Origin of the sequence: Nostoc sp. DedVER02, assembly GCF_034530675.2 — a bacterium.
GTDB lineage: Bacteria > Cyanobacteriota > Cyanobacteriia > Cyanobacteriales > Nostocaceae > Nostoc.
This window is the reverse complement of record NZ_JAVRCP020000035.1, coordinates 1-15,633: the sequence shown is the minus strand read 5'-3', so window position 1 is coordinate 15,633 and position 15,633 is coordinate 1. Positions and strand designations below refer to the sequence as shown.

General features: G+C 42.1%; 14 protein-coding genes and 2 pseudogenes. 9 read left to right on the top strand and 7 right to left on the bottom strand.

Annotated features, from left to right (window positions below; all coding sequences use genetic code 11):
• The first annotated feature begins 71 nt into the window (after positions 1-71).
• Entirely contained in the window at positions 72-464 is a 393-nt protein-coding gene (locus tag RMZ41_RS25375; protein WP_322642473.1) for a type II toxin-antitoxin system RelE/ParE family toxin, read from the top strand.
• Positions 442-768 (top strand): helix-turn-helix domain-containing protein, encoded by a 327-nt coding sequence (locus tag RMZ41_RS25370; protein WP_322642474.1) that lies wholly within the window; start codon positions 442-444, stop codon positions 766-768. Before RMZ41_RS25375 ends, RMZ41_RS25370 begins: the two co-directional genes overlap by 23 nt.
• Positions 769-965: 197 nt before the next feature.
• Here RMZ41_RS25370 and RMZ41_RS25365 read toward each other — a convergent pair whose 3' ends face one another.
• From RMZ41_RS25365 to RMZ41_RS25355, 3 genes and pseudogenes are all read right to left on the bottom strand, one after another.
• Positions 966-3,194, bottom strand: coding sequence for a tetratricopeptide repeat protein (locus RMZ41_RS25365; RefSeq protein ID WP_322642475.1), 2,229 nt, complete (start codon positions 3,192-3,194; stop codon positions 966-968).
• Between the two features lie 188 nt (positions 3,195-3,382).
• The gene (locus RMZ41_RS25360; protein WP_322642476.1) at positions 3,383-3,958 is read right to left on the bottom strand and encodes a type IV pilin-like G/H family protein; all 576 of its coding nucleotides are present in this window, start codon (positions 3,956-3,958) and stop codon (positions 3,383-3,385) included.
• A 205-nt stretch (positions 3,959-4,163) separates the two neighbouring features.
• Positions 4,164-4,675: pseudogene (locus RMZ41_RS25355) on the bottom strand (Uma2 family endonuclease).
• A 467-nt stretch (positions 4,676-5,142) separates the two neighbouring features.
• Between RMZ41_RS25355 and trxB the strand changes: the two are divergent.
• On the top strand, positions 5,143-6,513 hold the full coding sequence (gene trxB / locus RMZ41_RS25350) for a thioredoxin-disulfide reductase (protein ID WP_322642477.1): 1,371 nt from the start codon (positions 5,143-5,145) through the stop codon (positions 6,511-6,513).
• A gap of 220 nt (positions 6,514-6,733) precedes the next feature.
• Here trxB and RMZ41_RS25345 read toward each other — a convergent pair.
• A pseudogene (locus RMZ41_RS25345) lies at positions 6,734-6,952 on the bottom strand (four helix bundle protein); the annotation flags it as partial.
• Positions 6,953-7,157: 205 nt separating this feature from the next.
• Here RMZ41_RS25345 and RMZ41_RS25340 point away from each other — a divergent pair.
• The 3 genes from RMZ41_RS25340 (at position 7,158) to RMZ41_RS25330 (ending at position 9,309) form a co-directional block, all read left to right on the top strand.
• Positions 7,158-8,054: an ABC transporter permease gene (locus RMZ41_RS25340; protein WP_322642558.1), complete on the top strand. Its 897-nt coding sequence runs from the start codon at positions 7,158-7,160 to the stop codon at positions 8,052-8,054.
• Positions 8,055-8,129: 75 nt separating this feature from the next.
• A complete protein-coding gene (locus tag RMZ41_RS25335) occupies positions 8,130-8,339 on the top strand; it encodes a hypothetical protein (protein ID WP_322642478.1) in 210 nt (69 codons plus the stop codon).
• Between the two features lie 61 nt (positions 8,340-8,400).
• Entirely contained in the window at positions 8,401-9,309 is a 909-nt protein-coding gene (locus RMZ41_RS25330) for an ROK family protein (protein WP_322642479.1), read from the top strand.
• A gap of 196 nt (positions 9,310-9,505) precedes the next feature.
• Here RMZ41_RS25330 and RMZ41_RS25325 read toward each other — a convergent pair whose 3' ends face one another.
• Both RMZ41_RS25325 and RMZ41_RS25320 read right to left on the bottom strand, forming a co-directional pair.
• Positions 9,506-9,928: a hypothetical protein gene (locus RMZ41_RS25325; protein ID WP_322642480.1), complete on the bottom strand. Its 423-nt coding sequence runs from the start codon at positions 9,926-9,928 to the stop codon at positions 9,506-9,508.
• Between the two features lie 137 nt (positions 9,929-10,065).
• Positions 10,066-11,703, bottom strand: coding sequence for a CTP synthase (locus tag RMZ41_RS25320; RefSeq protein WP_322642481.1), 1,638 nt, complete (start codon positions 11,701-11,703; stop codon positions 10,066-10,068).
• Between the two features lie 84 nt (positions 11,704-11,787).
• On the opposite strand from RMZ41_RS25320, the gene RMZ41_RS25315 reads away from it, so the two are divergent.
• The 3 genes from RMZ41_RS25315 to RMZ41_RS25305 all read left to right on the top strand — a co-directional run bounded on the left by RMZ41_RS25315 (position 11,788) and on the right by RMZ41_RS25305 (position 14,611).
• A complete protein-coding gene (locus RMZ41_RS25315; protein ID WP_322642482.1) occupies positions 11,788-13,563 on the top strand; it encodes an N-acetylmuramoyl-L-alanine amidase in 1,776 nt (591 codons plus the stop codon).
• A gap of 182 nt (positions 13,564-13,745) precedes the next feature.
• Entirely contained in the window at positions 13,746-14,156 is a 411-nt protein-coding gene (locus RMZ41_RS25310; RefSeq protein ID WP_322642483.1) for a hypothetical protein, read from the top strand.
• Between the two features lie 11 nt (positions 14,157-14,167).
• On the top strand, positions 14,168-14,611 hold the full coding sequence (locus RMZ41_RS25305) for a type II toxin-antitoxin system VapC family toxin (RefSeq protein ID WP_322642484.1): 444 nt from the start codon (positions 14,168-14,170) through the stop codon (positions 14,609-14,611).
• A 282-nt stretch (positions 14,612-14,893) separates the two neighbouring features.
• On the opposite strand, the gene RMZ41_RS25300 is transcribed toward RMZ41_RS25305, so the two are convergent.
• A complete protein-coding gene (locus RMZ41_RS25300) occupies positions 14,894-15,598 on the bottom strand; it encodes a hypothetical protein (protein ID WP_322642485.1) in 705 nt (234 codons plus the stop codon).
• Positions 15,599-15,633 lie beyond the last annotated feature (35 nt).

Here is a 15,633-nt window from a genome sequence, read left to right as displayed (position 1 = left end):
TTACCTCGGAAGTGGCGCGGGGGACATTTCATGCTATTGTCTGACTTGTTTTATAGTAAATTTCATATAAAATGGACGATGACGAGGATATTATAGAAATTCCTTTACGACCTCTGGTTTGGATGGGAGACTCTCTCAAAAATATCCGTTCATTTCCTGAAGAAGTGCGTGCATCAGTAGGTTATGCGCTGCAATTGGTGCAAGCAGGAGAAACACCAATGGATGCCAAGCCTTTTAAAGGGGTTGGAAGTGGCGTGTATGAAATTGTCAAACGCTACGATACTGATACTTACAGGGCAGTCTATGCAGTAAAAATTGGAGAGAAAATCTATGTCTTGCACGCTTTTCAGAAGAAATCAAAACAGGGAATTAAAACCCCACAGGCTGATGTTGACCTGATTAAACAACGCTATAAGGACGCAGTGGCAAGGGAAAACAACAATGACACAGGAACCCGTTTTTGAAGAAAGCAGTGGCAACGTATTTGCTGACCTCGGTTTGTCGAATGCTTCAGAATTTTTTACGCGCGGCAAAATAGGGATTGAGGTACTCCGCCTCCTCTCTCAACGCAACTTGAAACAGCGTGAAATTAGCGAACTTCTTGGCATTCCCCAACCAGAAGTATCTCATTTGATGAAAGGAGAGTTTCAACGGTTCAGCGAAGGCAAACTCCTCATTTTCCTAAAGCGACTTGATACGGAAATAACCTTGCATCTTCGCCCTCGTCATAGGTCGGGCCAATCTGCTGAAACTGTGATCTCGCTATAGGGCAAAATTCGCCTAAGCGGGTTAAAAACCTTGCTTTTTCGTTAGTCCACGGAGGTGGACTTTGCTTGTGTAGTGGAAAATCATATATCGCTTTTCATTTGGATGCAGTACACTCTAACCTCTCTCCAAACATCTCTTTTAAAAGGAAAGAGGCTTTGAATCTTACTCCCCTTCCCTACAAGGGAAGGGGCTGGGGGTTATCCATCCAATTGAGAACCGCTATAGTTCTGCCACATTTGTTGGTAAGCCTTCTCCATTTCGCGGGTAAACTGCTTACCATTCCACAGAGGCGCTGTTTGTCGAGATGCTTTCAATTTCAAAGCCACCTGCTGACGTAAAGTTTCGTCTTTACCCAAGCGGACACCCCACTCGATATACTCTTCATCAGTCCAGGCGATGCCTTCTGTGATTCCTGCATTCATCATCATGGTGTAGCTATTACGCGCTGCAAATTGTTCGCCGACTCGCGTCACCAAGGGGATACCCATCCACAATGTTTCTAAAGTTGTTGTTGCTCCGTTGTAGGGAAATGTATCTAAGACGATATCAGCAATGCCTAAATTAGCACGATGAACTGACTCTGAATTAACTTGTGGTAAAAATCGTAACTGAGAACAATCTACACCTTCTTCTTCGGCAATTTGGTAAAAGAAGCGTTTGATTGTTTCCTCCTCAGCAAGTCCCTTAATCAAAAAGTAACTATTAGGTACTTGTTTGATAATTTGCATTTGCCACCTTGTTGTTTCTGGATGGCGTTTATATCCTCTTTGGGCGCTGAGATATACAATAGCATCCATAGGGATATCCAAGTCATCGCGGCGGAGAGTAGGCACACCAACTTCAAAACCATCTACTGCTATGTAAGTTTGAGGTAATCGCCAGATTTTCTCAGTATAGTAATTTTGGGCATCATCTGGGAGTACATAAGGATCTGCAATAAAGTAATCAATTGCAGGTATACCTGATGCATCCCACCCCAGCCAAGTAACTTGAATTGGGGCTGGCTTGAGTGCCATCACTTCACTTGTAATATCTAAAGTGATACTATCAATATCAATCAAAATATCAATTTCGTCTTGATATATCTGGTCAGCAATTTCTAGACCATTCCTACCTAATTGGTGAGCTTTTCCTGCCTGACTTAGATACCATTCTTGAAGATAATCATTTACTAGTGTGTAATTAACAAAATAAGTATGAATATCAAATTTATCTCGATCGTGATGCTGAAATAACCAGCGAGCTAGCCAACCAACAGAATGATTCCTTAGAGCGTAAGATATATAACCAAGTTTTAACTTTTTCGGATGGTAGGTTAAAGATTGATTATTAATAATTTTACGAGCATAGTTTTTCCCTTGTGATTGGGAAAAAGGATGAATATAGTTCTGAAAAATCTCAGCTACTTTATTATGAATAGCTCTAAAATCAGCAGGGGCATCTTTAATGTGAGGTATTGCAAAAGATGGCGTAAGCAACCGTAATATTCTTCCTTCTTCTAAAGGAATTTGTTGAGCCTTAATAAACTGTTTATATACATTTTCTAATTCTTCGCAAGTTGTACATATCTCTTGCCAATATCCCCCTGCTGACATTAGGCCCCTTAACAGCAGATGGAGCGCAAAAATTTTATCAGCCAAACTTTCTGATAAAGAATAACATAACCTAGCTGTCTCTATACCTTGAGAATAATTACGAGCATCTTGATAAAAAGTCGCTAAGTGCCGCAAAATTTCTACATTATCTGGCTCCAATCGTAAATATAATTCTAATAGAGATGCTGCTAGTAAAGGCTGCCGCAAAGTATGACCAATTTGCATAGCAGCAGGAAGCAGTATACAGAAGCATTGATGAGTATCAGAGAAATAAGGAAGGCTAGCTTCTATTAAATTTAGATTAATTGGATGTAAGTGAGCAGTATCTAAAAATTCTTTTAAAACTTCGATTAATAGTTCGGTATTAATTTCTATATTTTCTTTTGCATTTAATCTTTCAAGTAATCCCCACTCTTGTAAATCATCAATTTCTGCAAATTTTTGCAATTTGAGAGAAAGTAGAATAATTTGAAGTAAATTATTGATATTGCTAGGATTAATTTCTCGTATATGCTGGCGAATTAACCAAGCCAGAGAATACTCTGCCAGCGTTTCACGCCTTTGTGCTTCTATTTGCAAAACCTGAAATAGTTCATTTGTCCAAACTTGTAACTGTTCTTCGTCTGCCTCTGTCATTGGCAGCATCCAAGTCATTTGAGCTTCTGCCTCTTGCCCTTGTAATAGCAATAGTAGTCCTAAATGCCAATAATAAGAAATAGTATTTGGTTCTATTGCTATTGCTTGTTCATATAACTTTGCTGCTTGCACATAGTTTTCTTGAATAAAGTATTCTTCAGCCTGATCTTGCCAATTATATATCTCGGTAATCATTGTGTTTATCAGAGAAAAAAGTAGGGGCAATCTAATTGTGAATAAATCACAAAAATGAAATAAAGTGGATAGAAGAATCTACCCACTTGGGAAAATACGTAATTTAGCTTAATAAAAGCAGATGTGACAAGTTAACTTTTATGTCAAGTGGTGTAGATGAGTGAGATTTAGCTTATTCACTCAGTTCTCTACTTAGATAAGCTGATAAAGTTGCTGGGGCAAGTCGGTGTATTACTAGTGGCATTGAAACTATTGGCGATGGTGGCATCTGGAACTGCACCACCGTTAACTCTAGCTTGTGTAGCTTCACATAAAAGAGCTATGGTGGTAGCTTCACTGGTAGCTGCTTGCGTTGTTACACCCACATTACCCATATAAGTTTTGAGAGGTGCAGCCGCAAGTACTGTTCCTGCTTGGTTACTGACTTGACTACCGTTACCCGTACCACCACCCAGGATTGTGTAGATGTAATTTGAGGTTTGGGTTGCAATACCAAGACCTAATGTACCAAAGTCAGCTTGAGCCGCAAATTTATTTTGTTCTAAGTAAAAAGCTTGCTGCGCGCGGTTCATTGAGCCTGTATAAGTTTTAGCTTCTGACTGCTTGGCTTTGTTAGCTTGGTTCAAGAAAGAAGGCAGTGCGATCGCAGACAAAATACCAATGATAATAATTACTACTAGTAATTCAATGAGTGTAAAACCCTCATTTTCTTTCTTTTTGTCGAGGATGTGGTGAAGAAATTTAGCTTTTAGTTCGGTTTTCATAAGTGTTTTCCCTGGGGTAGGAAGTGCTTGTGTGTTCTAGATATAACTTACCCAACTGCGATCGCTTTCCTATCACCTTCAGAAAAAAAGTTTGGCAATATCTGGTTACACAATCCAAAATCCTTGTATCCCAATTGACACAGATATAACTAAGTCCCTGGTGTTTACCAAGGGCTAGATTCTTAATTTCATTTGTGAGACTACTTCATTCAAACTCAGGTGGCCACAGTTTTGATACTGTTAATTCCCAACCCGGTTGCAAGTCTGGTAATGTAAGTGTGTCTCCATTCTGCAACACCACTGGAGTTTGGTTTAATCGGTAAGCTGTTACTGTCAATTTATCAGGGTTAATCAGTATGCCGACTACACTTCCAAGTTGCAAGAATAACTGAATCTTCTCTTCAAGTGGTTTGATTCTGTCGCTTTTAGATTTAATCTCAACCATCAAGTCTGGAACTAACTCTACAAAGTCGCGCTTGGTTCTTTTTCAATCTGTCAGCGCGAACAAAAGACACATCAGGCGATCGCAGGTTTCTTTTTTCTAAATTGTCTTCTTCTATAATTTGGCAAGATAAATCCGGCGCTAGAACCAGTCACTCTCCCTAGCTTGCGAGACATTACCCAGTTATTTAAAAATGTAATTAGACAAGTGCCAATTTCCTCTGACTCGTAATCTGATGGCGGAGAAACTATGATTTTTCCGTCTCCCAACTCCATCTACCATTCTGGATGCTTAGTTTGTAGTTGCTCTAAATCGGTGAGAGTGAGGGAAATAATACACCCGGATTTCTCACCACACCTCTTAAAGCCTACGCTTGTGCAGAGGTGCAGGGGAGCAGGGGAGAGTTCAAATACCAAGTTTTTCCCCTCTGCCCCTCTGCTCCATCAAACGCCTGAAGCTTGTGAGAAATGCGGGTACACTAAATAAGGATTTGATATCTATCATACGTACCTTAACTTCCAAAATTTACAATGTATTGTATTCAAATAAAAACGGTTGTATAGTTTGCCATAAATAGCTATCAGGAAATATCTGCAAGAGCAGTCTTAGCGCTTAAGAGGATGTTTGGCAAGTGTTGAGCATATAGTACCGTAAGCATTTGGCGATCGCTTACCATCTGGCATAGCCAATCACAATTTGTTATGCTATATTAAGCGTAGTCGTTATGAGTTCGTATATTTTCATGACTAACCCAACTGTAGAAAATTTGGTAATTATCGGTTCTGGCCCAGCAGGCTATACAGCCGCCATCTATGCCGGACGCGCTAACCTGAAACCCGTTGTCTTTGAAGGTTTCCAAGCCGGGGGTTTACCTGGCGGACAACTAATGACAACAACGGAAGTTGAGAACTTTCCAGGGTTTCCCCAAGGGATTACTGGGCCGGAACTGATGGATCAGATGAAGGCGCAGGCGGAGCGCTGGGGAGCGGAACTATATACTGAAGATGTTACATCAGTTGATTTGAGTCAGCGTCCATTTACAGTGCGATCGCAAGAAAGGGAAATCAAAACCAACAGCATCGTTATTGCTACCGGTGCGACAGCAAAGCGTTTGGGTTTACCCAACGAACATGAATTTTGGAGTCGGGGTATCTCTGCTTGTGCAATTTGCGATGGTGCTACACCGATTTTTCATGGTGCAGAATTGGCTGTAATTGGTGCTGGCGATTCGGCGGCGGAAGAGTCTATTTACCTCACCAAATACGGTTCTAAGGTGAATATGTTGGTACGCACCGATAAAATGCGGGCTTCTAAAGCTATGCAAGACAGGGTTTTGAGCAACCCAAAAATCCAGGTACATTGGAACACTGAAGCCGTGGATATCTTCGGCAATGGCCACATGGAAGGGGTGAAAGTCCGCAATACTAAAACTGGTGAAGAAAGCGAACTGCACGCTAAGGGTTTATTCTACGCCGTTGGTCACACTCCCAATACCTCTTTATTTAAGGGGCAACTAGAACTGGATGAGGTAGGTTACGTTGTTACTAAACCAGGTTCTGTGGAAACCAGTGTAGAAGGCGTTTTTGCAGCTGGCGACGTACAAGATCATGAGTTTCGGCAAGCAATTACGGCTGCGGGTACTGGTTGTATGGCGGCGATGTTGGCAGAACGTTGGTTGTCATCCAGTGGCTTGATTCAAGAATTCCATCAACAGCCAGAAATAGCAGACAATGAATTAGAACATCAGCCAGCCAAAAAGACTGAAGCTGAAGAAGAAGCTGGATTTAATTTGGATGCGACGCGCCATACCGGAGGATATGCTTTACGGAAATTGTTCCATGAAAGCGATCGCTTACTCCTAGTTAAATACGTCTCTCCTGGTTGTGGCCCTTGTCATACCCTGAAGCCAATTTTAAACAAAGTGGTGGATGAATTTGACAGTAAAATTCACTTTGTAGAAATTGACATCGACAAAGACCGAGATATTGCTGAAAATGCTAATGTGACAGGAACGCCAACAGTTCAATTGTTCAAAAACAAAGAACTGGTGAAGGAAGTCAAAGGCGTGAAGCAAAAGAGCGAATATCGCCAGTTGATTGAGAGCAATCTTTAGGAACTGGGGACTGGGGACTGGGGACTAGCAAAATTAGAGACTCTTTTATCTATCTGAGAACTCCGTTCATCTACTTGATAAACCCAATCCCCAATCCCCAATCCCCTATCTACCAATCACCTAATCGAGTACCGTACTCTTCTTTACCCTGTTGTTGGGAACGAATGAAACGACAATAACCGTTAAGACCTTTTTCAATCTGGTCTTTAAGCTGACTGACTCAGTTTAATTGTTCCTTGCTATAGTAGCCTAAGCTTTCAGCAATAATGAAGGCACTTTTGGTTTCAGTTAAGGAGCCGCGAGCAATGTACATAAAACGCAATCTATCTAAGTAGTGATAACGTCCATAGCCCTCAGCTATGTTCAGTAAAACACTGTAAGCTGCTCTTCGTAATTGATCGCTCAAATTGTAACGCTCACAATCAGGCAAACTATTTGCTAACCTATAAGCCGCTTATAGCAACTTAAGGCTATCTTGATAGAAGTCTAAAGACTCAAAACCCCTATCTGCCATATCATCTCAATCTAAAGTCCCTCAATTTTATGGGAGATTTTTAGCCAGTCCCCAGTCCCCAATCCCCAATCCCTACTCCCTAATATGTAAAATGGTCAGCGTATCAAGCTTTGATCCAGGCGATCGCTTTATGGCCATTACAAAACGGCGACTACCGACATTTTTACAGTTTGGCAAAAGTTCTAATCTTTCCCAAAAACTCATGGTCATTGGGTTAGCCATTACCCTATTTTTCATTTTACTGGCATTCTTCGCTCCCCTATTCCAGGCTTGGGGATGGCTGCTAAACCCGAAAGATTTTCTCTCTAATCCAATTCACGAGCCACCCTCGGCTAAACATTGGTTTGGCACTAGTCGCTTGGGTTATGATGTCTTTTCCAGGACATTGTTCGGCGCTCAAGCTGCTTTGCAGGTAGTGATTTTGGCAACGGCGCTGAGTATGATTATCGGTGTGCCTTTGGGGATGCTGAGTGGTTATCTCGGCGGAAAATTGGATAAAGTGTTGCTGTTTATGATGGATAGCATCTACACTCTACCGGGGCTACTGCTGTCTGTGACACTGGCCTTTGTGGTAGGGCGGGGGATATTAAATGCAGCGATCGCTATTAGCATTGCCTACATCCCCCAATATTACCGCGTTGTTCGCAACCACACTGTTAGCGTCAAAACGGAAGTGTTTATCGAGGCGGCTCAAGCAATGGGCGCTTCCACTTGGGTTGTGCTTTCTCGTTATCTATTTTTCAATGTCATTCAAAGCGTACCCGTTCTATTCACACTCAACGCTGCTGATGCAATTTTGGTGTTGGGCGGTTTGGGGTTTTTGGGGCTAGGGCTTCCCGAAGAAGTGCCAGAATGGGGACATGATTTAAAACAAGCCTTAGAAGCTTTACCTACTGGGATTTGGTGGACTACACTTTTTCCTGGTTTAACTATGACATTCATGGTGGTAGGGTTATCACTACTTGGTGAAGGGTTAAACGAATTTGTCAATCCCCGATTACGGAGAGAAAATGGAATCCGAAAATAGTTAGTAAATAGTGGACACTTATTAGTCAACCGACTAATCATTGATAACTAGTAATTGATAACTGGAGAGATTTGGGTGAAAGATAACCTGACATTAATTGCCGCCGCTACTGGCGGATTTATCCTTTCTGTTGCCCTTGCTGGCATCTTAAGAGGTGCGCCGATTACAGCTTGGCATGAGCAATCGAGTTTTCGCACCACGAATTTTGCTAATTTACAGAAATCAGAGTTGAAAGCTTCGCGTCTTCTTCCAGGGGGAGACGCTACGCGAACAGATCGGGGATGAAAACTACTCGCACCCAATAATAGGGAATAGCTGTTCACCAATTACCAATGACAAATGACAAATGACAAATGACAAAATTCAAGTAATTGGCATTGATGTAGGGGGAACAGCAATTAAGCTGGGGCGGTTTACAGCCGATGGTACTTGTCTGCAATCTTTGACTGTGGCGGCTCCTCAACCGACAACGCCGGAGGCGGTGCTGGCGGTGCTAGTAGATGCGATCGCCCAAATCGATCCAGATAATCAAGCTGTTGCTATTGGTGTTGGGACTCCTGGCCCCTCCGATGCCGCAGGACGCATTGCCAAAATCGCCATTAACTTACCTGGATGGCTCGATGTGCCTTTAGCAGACTGGTTAGAAGCTAAAACTGACAAACCTACTGCGATCGCTAACGATGCCAACTGCGCTCTTTTAGGAGAAGCTTGGCTAGGAGCCGGTCGCCACTTGCAAAATCTAATTCTGCTAACTTTAGGAACTGGGGTTGGTGGCGCAATTATCCTAGATGGCAAACTATTTGTTGGACATCAAGGAGCCGCAGGGGAATTAGGTTTAATTTCATTAAATCCTGATGGGCCAATTTGTAATAGTGGCAATCAAGGCTCTTTAGAACAACATGCCTCGGCTACCGCTATTCGCCGCCGCACTCTCAAGGAACCTATCGAATTAGGTATTCTTGCCCAACAAGGAGATCCCGAAGCATTGACTTTTTGGCAAGAGTATGGTAAAAATCTGGGAGTTGGTTTGACGAGTTTGATTTATGTACTCACACCGCAAGCGATCGTCATTGGTGGCGGTATAAGTGGCAGTTTTGAGTTTTTCTTACCAGCAGCGAAGGCAGAAATTGAGAAGCGAGTTCAGCCTTTATCACGAGCGGGTTTACAGATTTTGCCAGCCGAATTAGGAAATTTTGCTGGGATAGTTGGTGCAGCAAAGTTGGCATGGCAATGCTATATAATTCGTAATTCGTAATTCGTAATTTGTAATTCTTACCCTATGCACGCTACTTGGAGAAACCTTAAGACCGAGGTGGCTCATAAATGCGGGGCTTGAATAAAGATGTCGAGCCTTTTTTATTTTTCATAACTGAAATGAAATTAGTTGCTCTGTACTTTTAATTATTAATGACTAATTTTCTAATTAATTACGAATTACGAATTAGTTAATTCTAAGACAAAGAATATCCTGTTGCCTTGTAAACGTATTTCACAACTTTTTCATAAGATTCAGGATTACTCACAGGGTTGATGATGATGGGAATAGTACCATCTGGCAACCAAAAAGTTATCCTGCCATTCGGTTCATGACAAAAGGAACTGATGCAGTTGAGATTAATTACATATTCGTTTTTGTCGTAAAAGATTTTTACCCAATGGGCATGATCTAATTCTAACCTCGTCACACATTCTAAATAATCGAGAATTTTTTGATAGTCTTCCAGGTTATTTTGGGGGTTAATTACTATGGGAATGGCACTATCAGGTAGCCAAAAAGTAACTCTGCCATTTACTTCATAACAAAAAGCATGGACACGTTCAAAGTTCACTACATATTCTCTCCTCTCGTAAAGGATTTTCACCCAGTACGCCACAACATCTCCTCAAGTCAAAAATTTACGAATGATGCACCCTATATGTCCAAATCTACCGAAACCTTAAGTTAATGTTGCTCTGTACCAATTAAAAATTAATTTTTAATTTTTAATTTTTAATTTTTAATTTTTAATTGTTATGACACCTCCAATGGTGTAGGAGTACCTGGAATTGATAAAGAAAGAGCGATCGCTGCTTGAATAAATCCTTTAAATAAAGGATGAGGGCTACTAGGGCGCGATTGAAATTCTGGATGAAATTGGCAAGCAAGAAAGAATGGGTGCTTGGGTAATTCCACAATTTCAACTAACTGTCCATCTGGAGAAGTACCGCTAATTACATAGCCAGACTTTAATAAGAGATCGCGGTAAGCATTGTTGAACTCATAGCGATGTCGATGTCGTTCATAAATTACATCTTCTTGATAAAGCTTGAAAGCTAAAGTATCAGGGAGAACACGACAAGGATATAACCCCAAGCGCATTGTACCCCCTAAATCGACAACATCCTGCTGTCCTGGCAATAAATTAATTACTGGATCGGCTGTATGAGGGTCAAATTCAGCACTATTGGCATCTGTTAATCCCCCTACGTTCCTAGCCCACTCAATTACAGAACATTGCATTCCCAGGCATAAACCCAAAAAGGGAATTTGGCGATCGCGGGCGTATTTAATGGCGGCAATTTTGCCATCTACCCCCCGAACACCAAAACCTCCTGGCACAACTATGCCATCGACACCCTGAAGATGAGTTTCGGCTGGTTCATTTTCCAAATCTTCTGAGTTCACCCAACGCAGGCGCAGTTTGCCATAAGTGGAGATTGCAGCATGGTTTAGTGCTTCCACTACAGATAGGTAGGCATCACTTAACTGCACATATTTCCCAACGATGGCAATTTCTAGCTCATTCTTGGGAGTATGTAACCGTTGTACCAAGGTTTGCCACTGCGTCAAATCTGGTTTGTGCTGTTCCATTTGCAGCAATTTCAAGACTTGTTCTGCCATTCCTTCCCGTTCCAGATTCAGGGGTACTTCATAGATACTTTTGGCATCTTGGGAAGTAATGACGCATTCTTCGGGCACATCGCAAAACCCCGATAATTTTTGCTTTAATCCTTTGGGTAAGGGGCGATCGCTCCGACAAACTAAAATATCTGGTTGAATACCAATGGATCTCAGTTCTTTAACTGAATGCTGTGTTGGCTTAGTTTTCATTTCACCCGCAGAAGCAATCCACGGTACCAACGTTACATGCATATACAGCACATTTTGCCGTCCCACCTCTTTGCGGAACTGGCGAATCGCTTCCAAAAACGGCAGTGATTCAATATCTCCCACCGTACCGCCAATTTCTGTAATTACTACAGAGGGATTTGTACTTTTAGCAACTCGCAGAATTCGCTCTTTTATTTCATTGGTAATATGAGGAATAACCTGTACAGTGCCGCCATTGTAGTCTCCACGCCGCTCTTTATTGATGACTGCCTGGTAAATTGAGCCAGTAGTCACACAATTCAAGCGCGACATTGAGGTATCGGTAAAGCGTTCGTAATGCCCCAAGTCCAAATCTGTTTCCGCACCATCTTGGGTAACGAATACTTCCCCATGTTGAAAGGGACTCATCGTGCCAGGATCGATATTGATATAAGGGTCAAGTTTGAGAATCGACACCGAATATTCGCGCGATTTGAGCAAACGCCCTAGACTTGCTGCTACAATGCCCTTACCAATACTGGAAACTACGCCTCCAGTTACGAAGATAAACTTAGTCATAGTAGTTTGAATTTCTAACAACTTCTAAAAATACATCCCGTCATTGTGCCACAGTTGTTGTGGTGTAATCTTCTGTGATTTGTTGTGAAAAACCTTTTAGGATTAGTAATATTAGGCTGTATTCTCACATCCTCCGTAGCATTGGCAGAGCCATCTCTTATAGTCGTTTTTCCCCAGACAAACTACCAGACAAGTTCCCAAAAAATCTTTTTTCTGGGGACTGCACCACCAGATGGTGAGGTTTTGATCAATGGTAAGCCAATTACCCGCAGCAAAGCTGGTCATTTTTCCCCTAGTTTCCCCTTGCAGTTGGGGGAGAATCTTTTTACTGTGCGTCGCCAGAATCAAGAGCTTAAGATTAAGGTGATCAGGCTTGCCAATAGCCCGGAACTACCACAGGGGGTAGCCTTTGCGAAAGATTCCCTGACTCCCGCAGTTGACATTGCTAGACTACCGGGAGAACTAATTTGTTTTAGCGCGTTAGCGAAGCTCCCCGAAGGGATCGCACCCCCCAATGCCAATGTATCTGTAACCCTGGCGAATCAAACCATTGCCCTTTTACCCCAACCTCAACAAGCACAACTACCAAATAATTTGGCAGCTTTGACAGGGCAAAATCAGCCTTATGCCCAGTCTAGCGTGAGCAGTTACAAAGGTTGCACCACAGTGGCAACAGCTGCCGATCTGGGAAAACCTCAGTTTCAACTAACGCTGAATGACAAGACAATAACTCAACCAGGGACTGGTAAAATTCAAATCCTCTCAAGAGCAGAGTTGCCAGTTTCTGAGGTTACAGTAGAATCAGGTGTTGCTCGTACCGGCCCAAGCACCGATTATTCCCGACTTACACCACTACCTAAAGGCACACGCGCAACAGTAACAGGTAGGGAAGGTGAATGGTTACGCCTAGACTATGGTGCTTGGATTAATAGTCAGGAAACCCGCATTCTACCTGGTGCAATTCCGCCACAAACAATAATTCGCAGTGTCGGATACCATCAACTCCCTGGTGCGACAGAGATAGTTTTCCCCTTACAAGTTCCCGTACCTGTGAGCCTACAACAAAGTGAGAAAGCGATCGCTCTCACTCTCTACAATACTACTGCCCAAACGGACATTATACGTCTGGATGATGACCCCCTAATTTCTCGCCTAGATTGGCAACAGGAAGCTCCAGAACGAGTAAAATACACCTTTAACCTCAAAAAAGCTCAACAGTGGGGATATAAGCTGAAATATGACGGTACAACCCTGGTTTTGGCTTTGCGTCATCCGCCTAAAATTGGGAACACAAGACGCAAGCCTTTAGCTAATTTCAAGATTGTACTCGATCCAGGGCATGGCGGTAAAGAAACTGGTGCCAGTGGCCCAACTGGATATTTAGAAAAAGATGTGAATTTGGTGGTATCTAAGTTGCTGCGCGACGAGTTGGTGAAGGAAGGCGCAACGGTAGTAATGACGCGGGAGGACGATCGCGAAGTTTCTCTAGCAGAACGTCAGACAATTATCAGTAAAGAAGAACCTGCGATCGCTATTTCCATACATCACAATTCTCTACCCGATGATGGCGATGCCCAGAAAACCAAGGGTTTCGGCGCTTTTTGGTATCAACCTCAAGCCCACAACTTGGCAATGTTTTTACATAACTATGTAGTGAAAAAACTTGCCAAACCTTCTTATGGTGTGTTTTGGGATAATTTAGCGCTCACACGTCCGACTGCTGCACCATCAGTCTTGCTGGAATTGGGTTTTATGAGCAATCCCGATGAATTTGAGCAGGTGGTTAACCCAGAAGAACAGAAGAAAATGGCAAAAGCGATCGCTCAGGGAATTACTGAGTGGTTTAGGAGTGTGCAGTAAATTTGGGGGTACTTTACCCTCATTGTATTTGGTGGAGTGCGATCGCCTTGAAACATTAATAACTCTTCTAAATTTGCGATCGCCTATCTCTAATCGTAATCAGATGTAATGGGTTATACTCTGGATTTGGCAGTATATCAATCAAGTAAAATGAAAGTTTAGTCGTTCCTGCGAGGTGTTTGATGACTATCTTTGATCGCCGCCGTCAACTTCAACAACAAATTGCTCAACTTCCAGATGACCAACTAACTCAGGTTGAGCAATATATAGCATTTCTTGGTTTTCAGAAAACAGTTCCATCTCAATCAGAAGTGACCAAATCACCTTCCACTGGAGCTTCGATTTTGGCATCTTTAGAGCAAGCGCACATTCCGCCTGATTCTCTTCTGGAGCATGAGAATCTAGCAGAACCACCTGAAGATTTTGCTGCTAAGATCGCTGAAATAAAACAACGTGGCGATCGTTCTCAGTCTATTATCCGACGAGGTTCTACAGGTCAAGATTTGCTCAAATTTGCTGGTACTTGGCATGGAGACGATCTAGAGGAGTGTCTAGCATTTCTTGATGCAACCCACTCAAAAGCGAAGTTTTAAGCCAATAATTTATGTATTTGTTGGATACCAATCACTGTAGTTATCTTATTAACAACAATCCTCAAGTTGTCGCAACTGCTCAAAGCTATGCTCAAGATCCTTTTGGGATTAGCATCATTAGCTATGGTGAGTTGCTCTACATGACGGAAAAATCAGAGCGTCGAGAGATCAACTTACAAGTGGTTCAAGCATTCCTGACAGAGATTGATATCTATTTGATTAACAAAGAAATAGCTGAGATATACAGTCAACTGAAGAACCGCATTTTTCGTCAATTTGCCCCAAAAGAAAAAAACAAACGCCGCAGTACCCGCATTCAGGATATCGGTTTTGATGATAATGATCTATGGATCGCCGCAACAGCAATTTATCATAATATTACTCTCGTCTCTGCTGACAGCGACTTCACTAGGATTCAGCAAGTTTACAGCTTTTCAGTCGAATCCTGGATTTAATTGCTTTACCTTAAAACCATATTTTTCACATTGATATTTTTATGTGACTTGATTACGTCCGATAAAGTTACAGGGCAATACCATAACTATAGTAAGTATTCAGGCATATTTTAAGAATATCATTTCATTGCCATACTTAGGACAAAATTTTAGCAGGTTTTATACCTCAAACCCTGATTCAGCCGTGGGCATGATATTATTTTAAAAGTTCAGATGTGGATCTAACTTTGAAAAAATAATACAAGCCTTTGAAATTGTTCAAAAAAATATGCCGAGTATTGTTCATTGAAATTTCCTCCTGATTAAATTCGTTTTCTCCTGACAATGCTTTTTTCGTGGATTCTTCATTGTTTCTATTTGATGGATTGGAAAAATCTTCTGTGCGGTTAAAGCGATCGCAATTGGTGGACAAGCTACTGCTAATGTTGTGGTTAGAAACGCTGTCACACTCCCAACTACGCCGCCTTTTACAGTATCTTTCAATGTTTCGATAGTGGCTTCTTGTGCAGAAATTTCACCCCGAACTACCCGCAACGCATTGGTTAGTAACGAAAATGGTGCTGCTGTCGCTACACCAATAGCTGCTCCAAGAGGCGCGGCTTCTACCCCTGCTTTCATAGCACCTGTTAGGTTGTCAAAATGCCATTTAGCATCTAATCTCATTTGCTCCTGCGAAGTCATGGGTTTATCGCCACGAGCTAAATTATCTTTGGCGTTTTCCCACTTGATATTTTTGGGATCATTTGAGCCGCCTTTGCTATGCGGTTTGATATGACTAGCGTGCTTATCTGATAGGTATTTTTGGGTATTAACATCAGTAGATTTGCCATCAATCCCTGCTCTTTGAGATGGAGGGATTTTATCTAACATTTCTTGGGCTTGCACTCTGGTTCTTATCGGTTCACCAGATCGAATCCCACCTTTATATAATTTACGGGCTGCACTTAATACCAATTCTTTATGAAGCTGCGCTAAATAAGGCTTCAAGGATAAAGTCGTAAGAAGTAAGAGAAGCAATCATC

Excerpts from the sequence above, each read along its gene's own strand:
- RMZ41_RS25375 (WP_322642473.1), top strand. The coding sequence starts at position 72 with ATGGACGATGACGAGGATATTATAGAAATTCCTTTACGACCTCTGGTT.
- RMZ41_RS25370 (WP_322642474.1), top strand. The coding sequence starts at position 442 with ATGACACAGGAACCCGTTTTTGAAGAAAGCAGTGGCAACGTATTTGCT.
- RMZ41_RS25365 (WP_322642475.1), bottom strand. The coding sequence starts at position 3,194 with ATGATTACCGAGATATATAATTGGCAAGATCAGGCTGAAGAATACTTT.
- RMZ41_RS25360 (WP_322642476.1), bottom strand. The coding sequence starts at position 3,958 with ATGAAAACCGAACTAAAAGCTAAATTTCTTCACCACATCCTCGACAAA.
- trxB (WP_322642477.1), top strand. The coding sequence starts at position 5,143 with ATGACTAACCCAACTGTAGAAAATTTGGTAATTATCGGTTCTGGCCCA.
- RMZ41_RS25340 (WP_322642558.1), top strand. The coding sequence starts at position 7,158 with ATGGCCATTACAAAACGGCGACTACCGACATTTTTACAGTTTGGCAAA.
- RMZ41_RS25330 (WP_322642479.1), top strand. The coding sequence starts at position 8,401 with ATGACAAATGACAAAATTCAAGTAATTGGCATTGATGTAGGGGGAACA.
- RMZ41_RS25320 (WP_322642481.1), bottom strand. The coding sequence starts at position 11,703 with ATGACTAAGTTTATCTTCGTAACTGGAGGCGTAGTTTCCAGTATTGGT.
- RMZ41_RS25310 (WP_322642483.1), top strand. The coding sequence starts at position 13,746 with ATGACTATCTTTGATCGCCGCCGTCAACTTCAACAACAAATTGCTCAA.
- RMZ41_RS25305 (WP_322642484.1), top strand. The coding sequence starts at position 14,168 with ATGTATTTGTTGGATACCAATCACTGTAGTTATCTTATTAACAACAAT.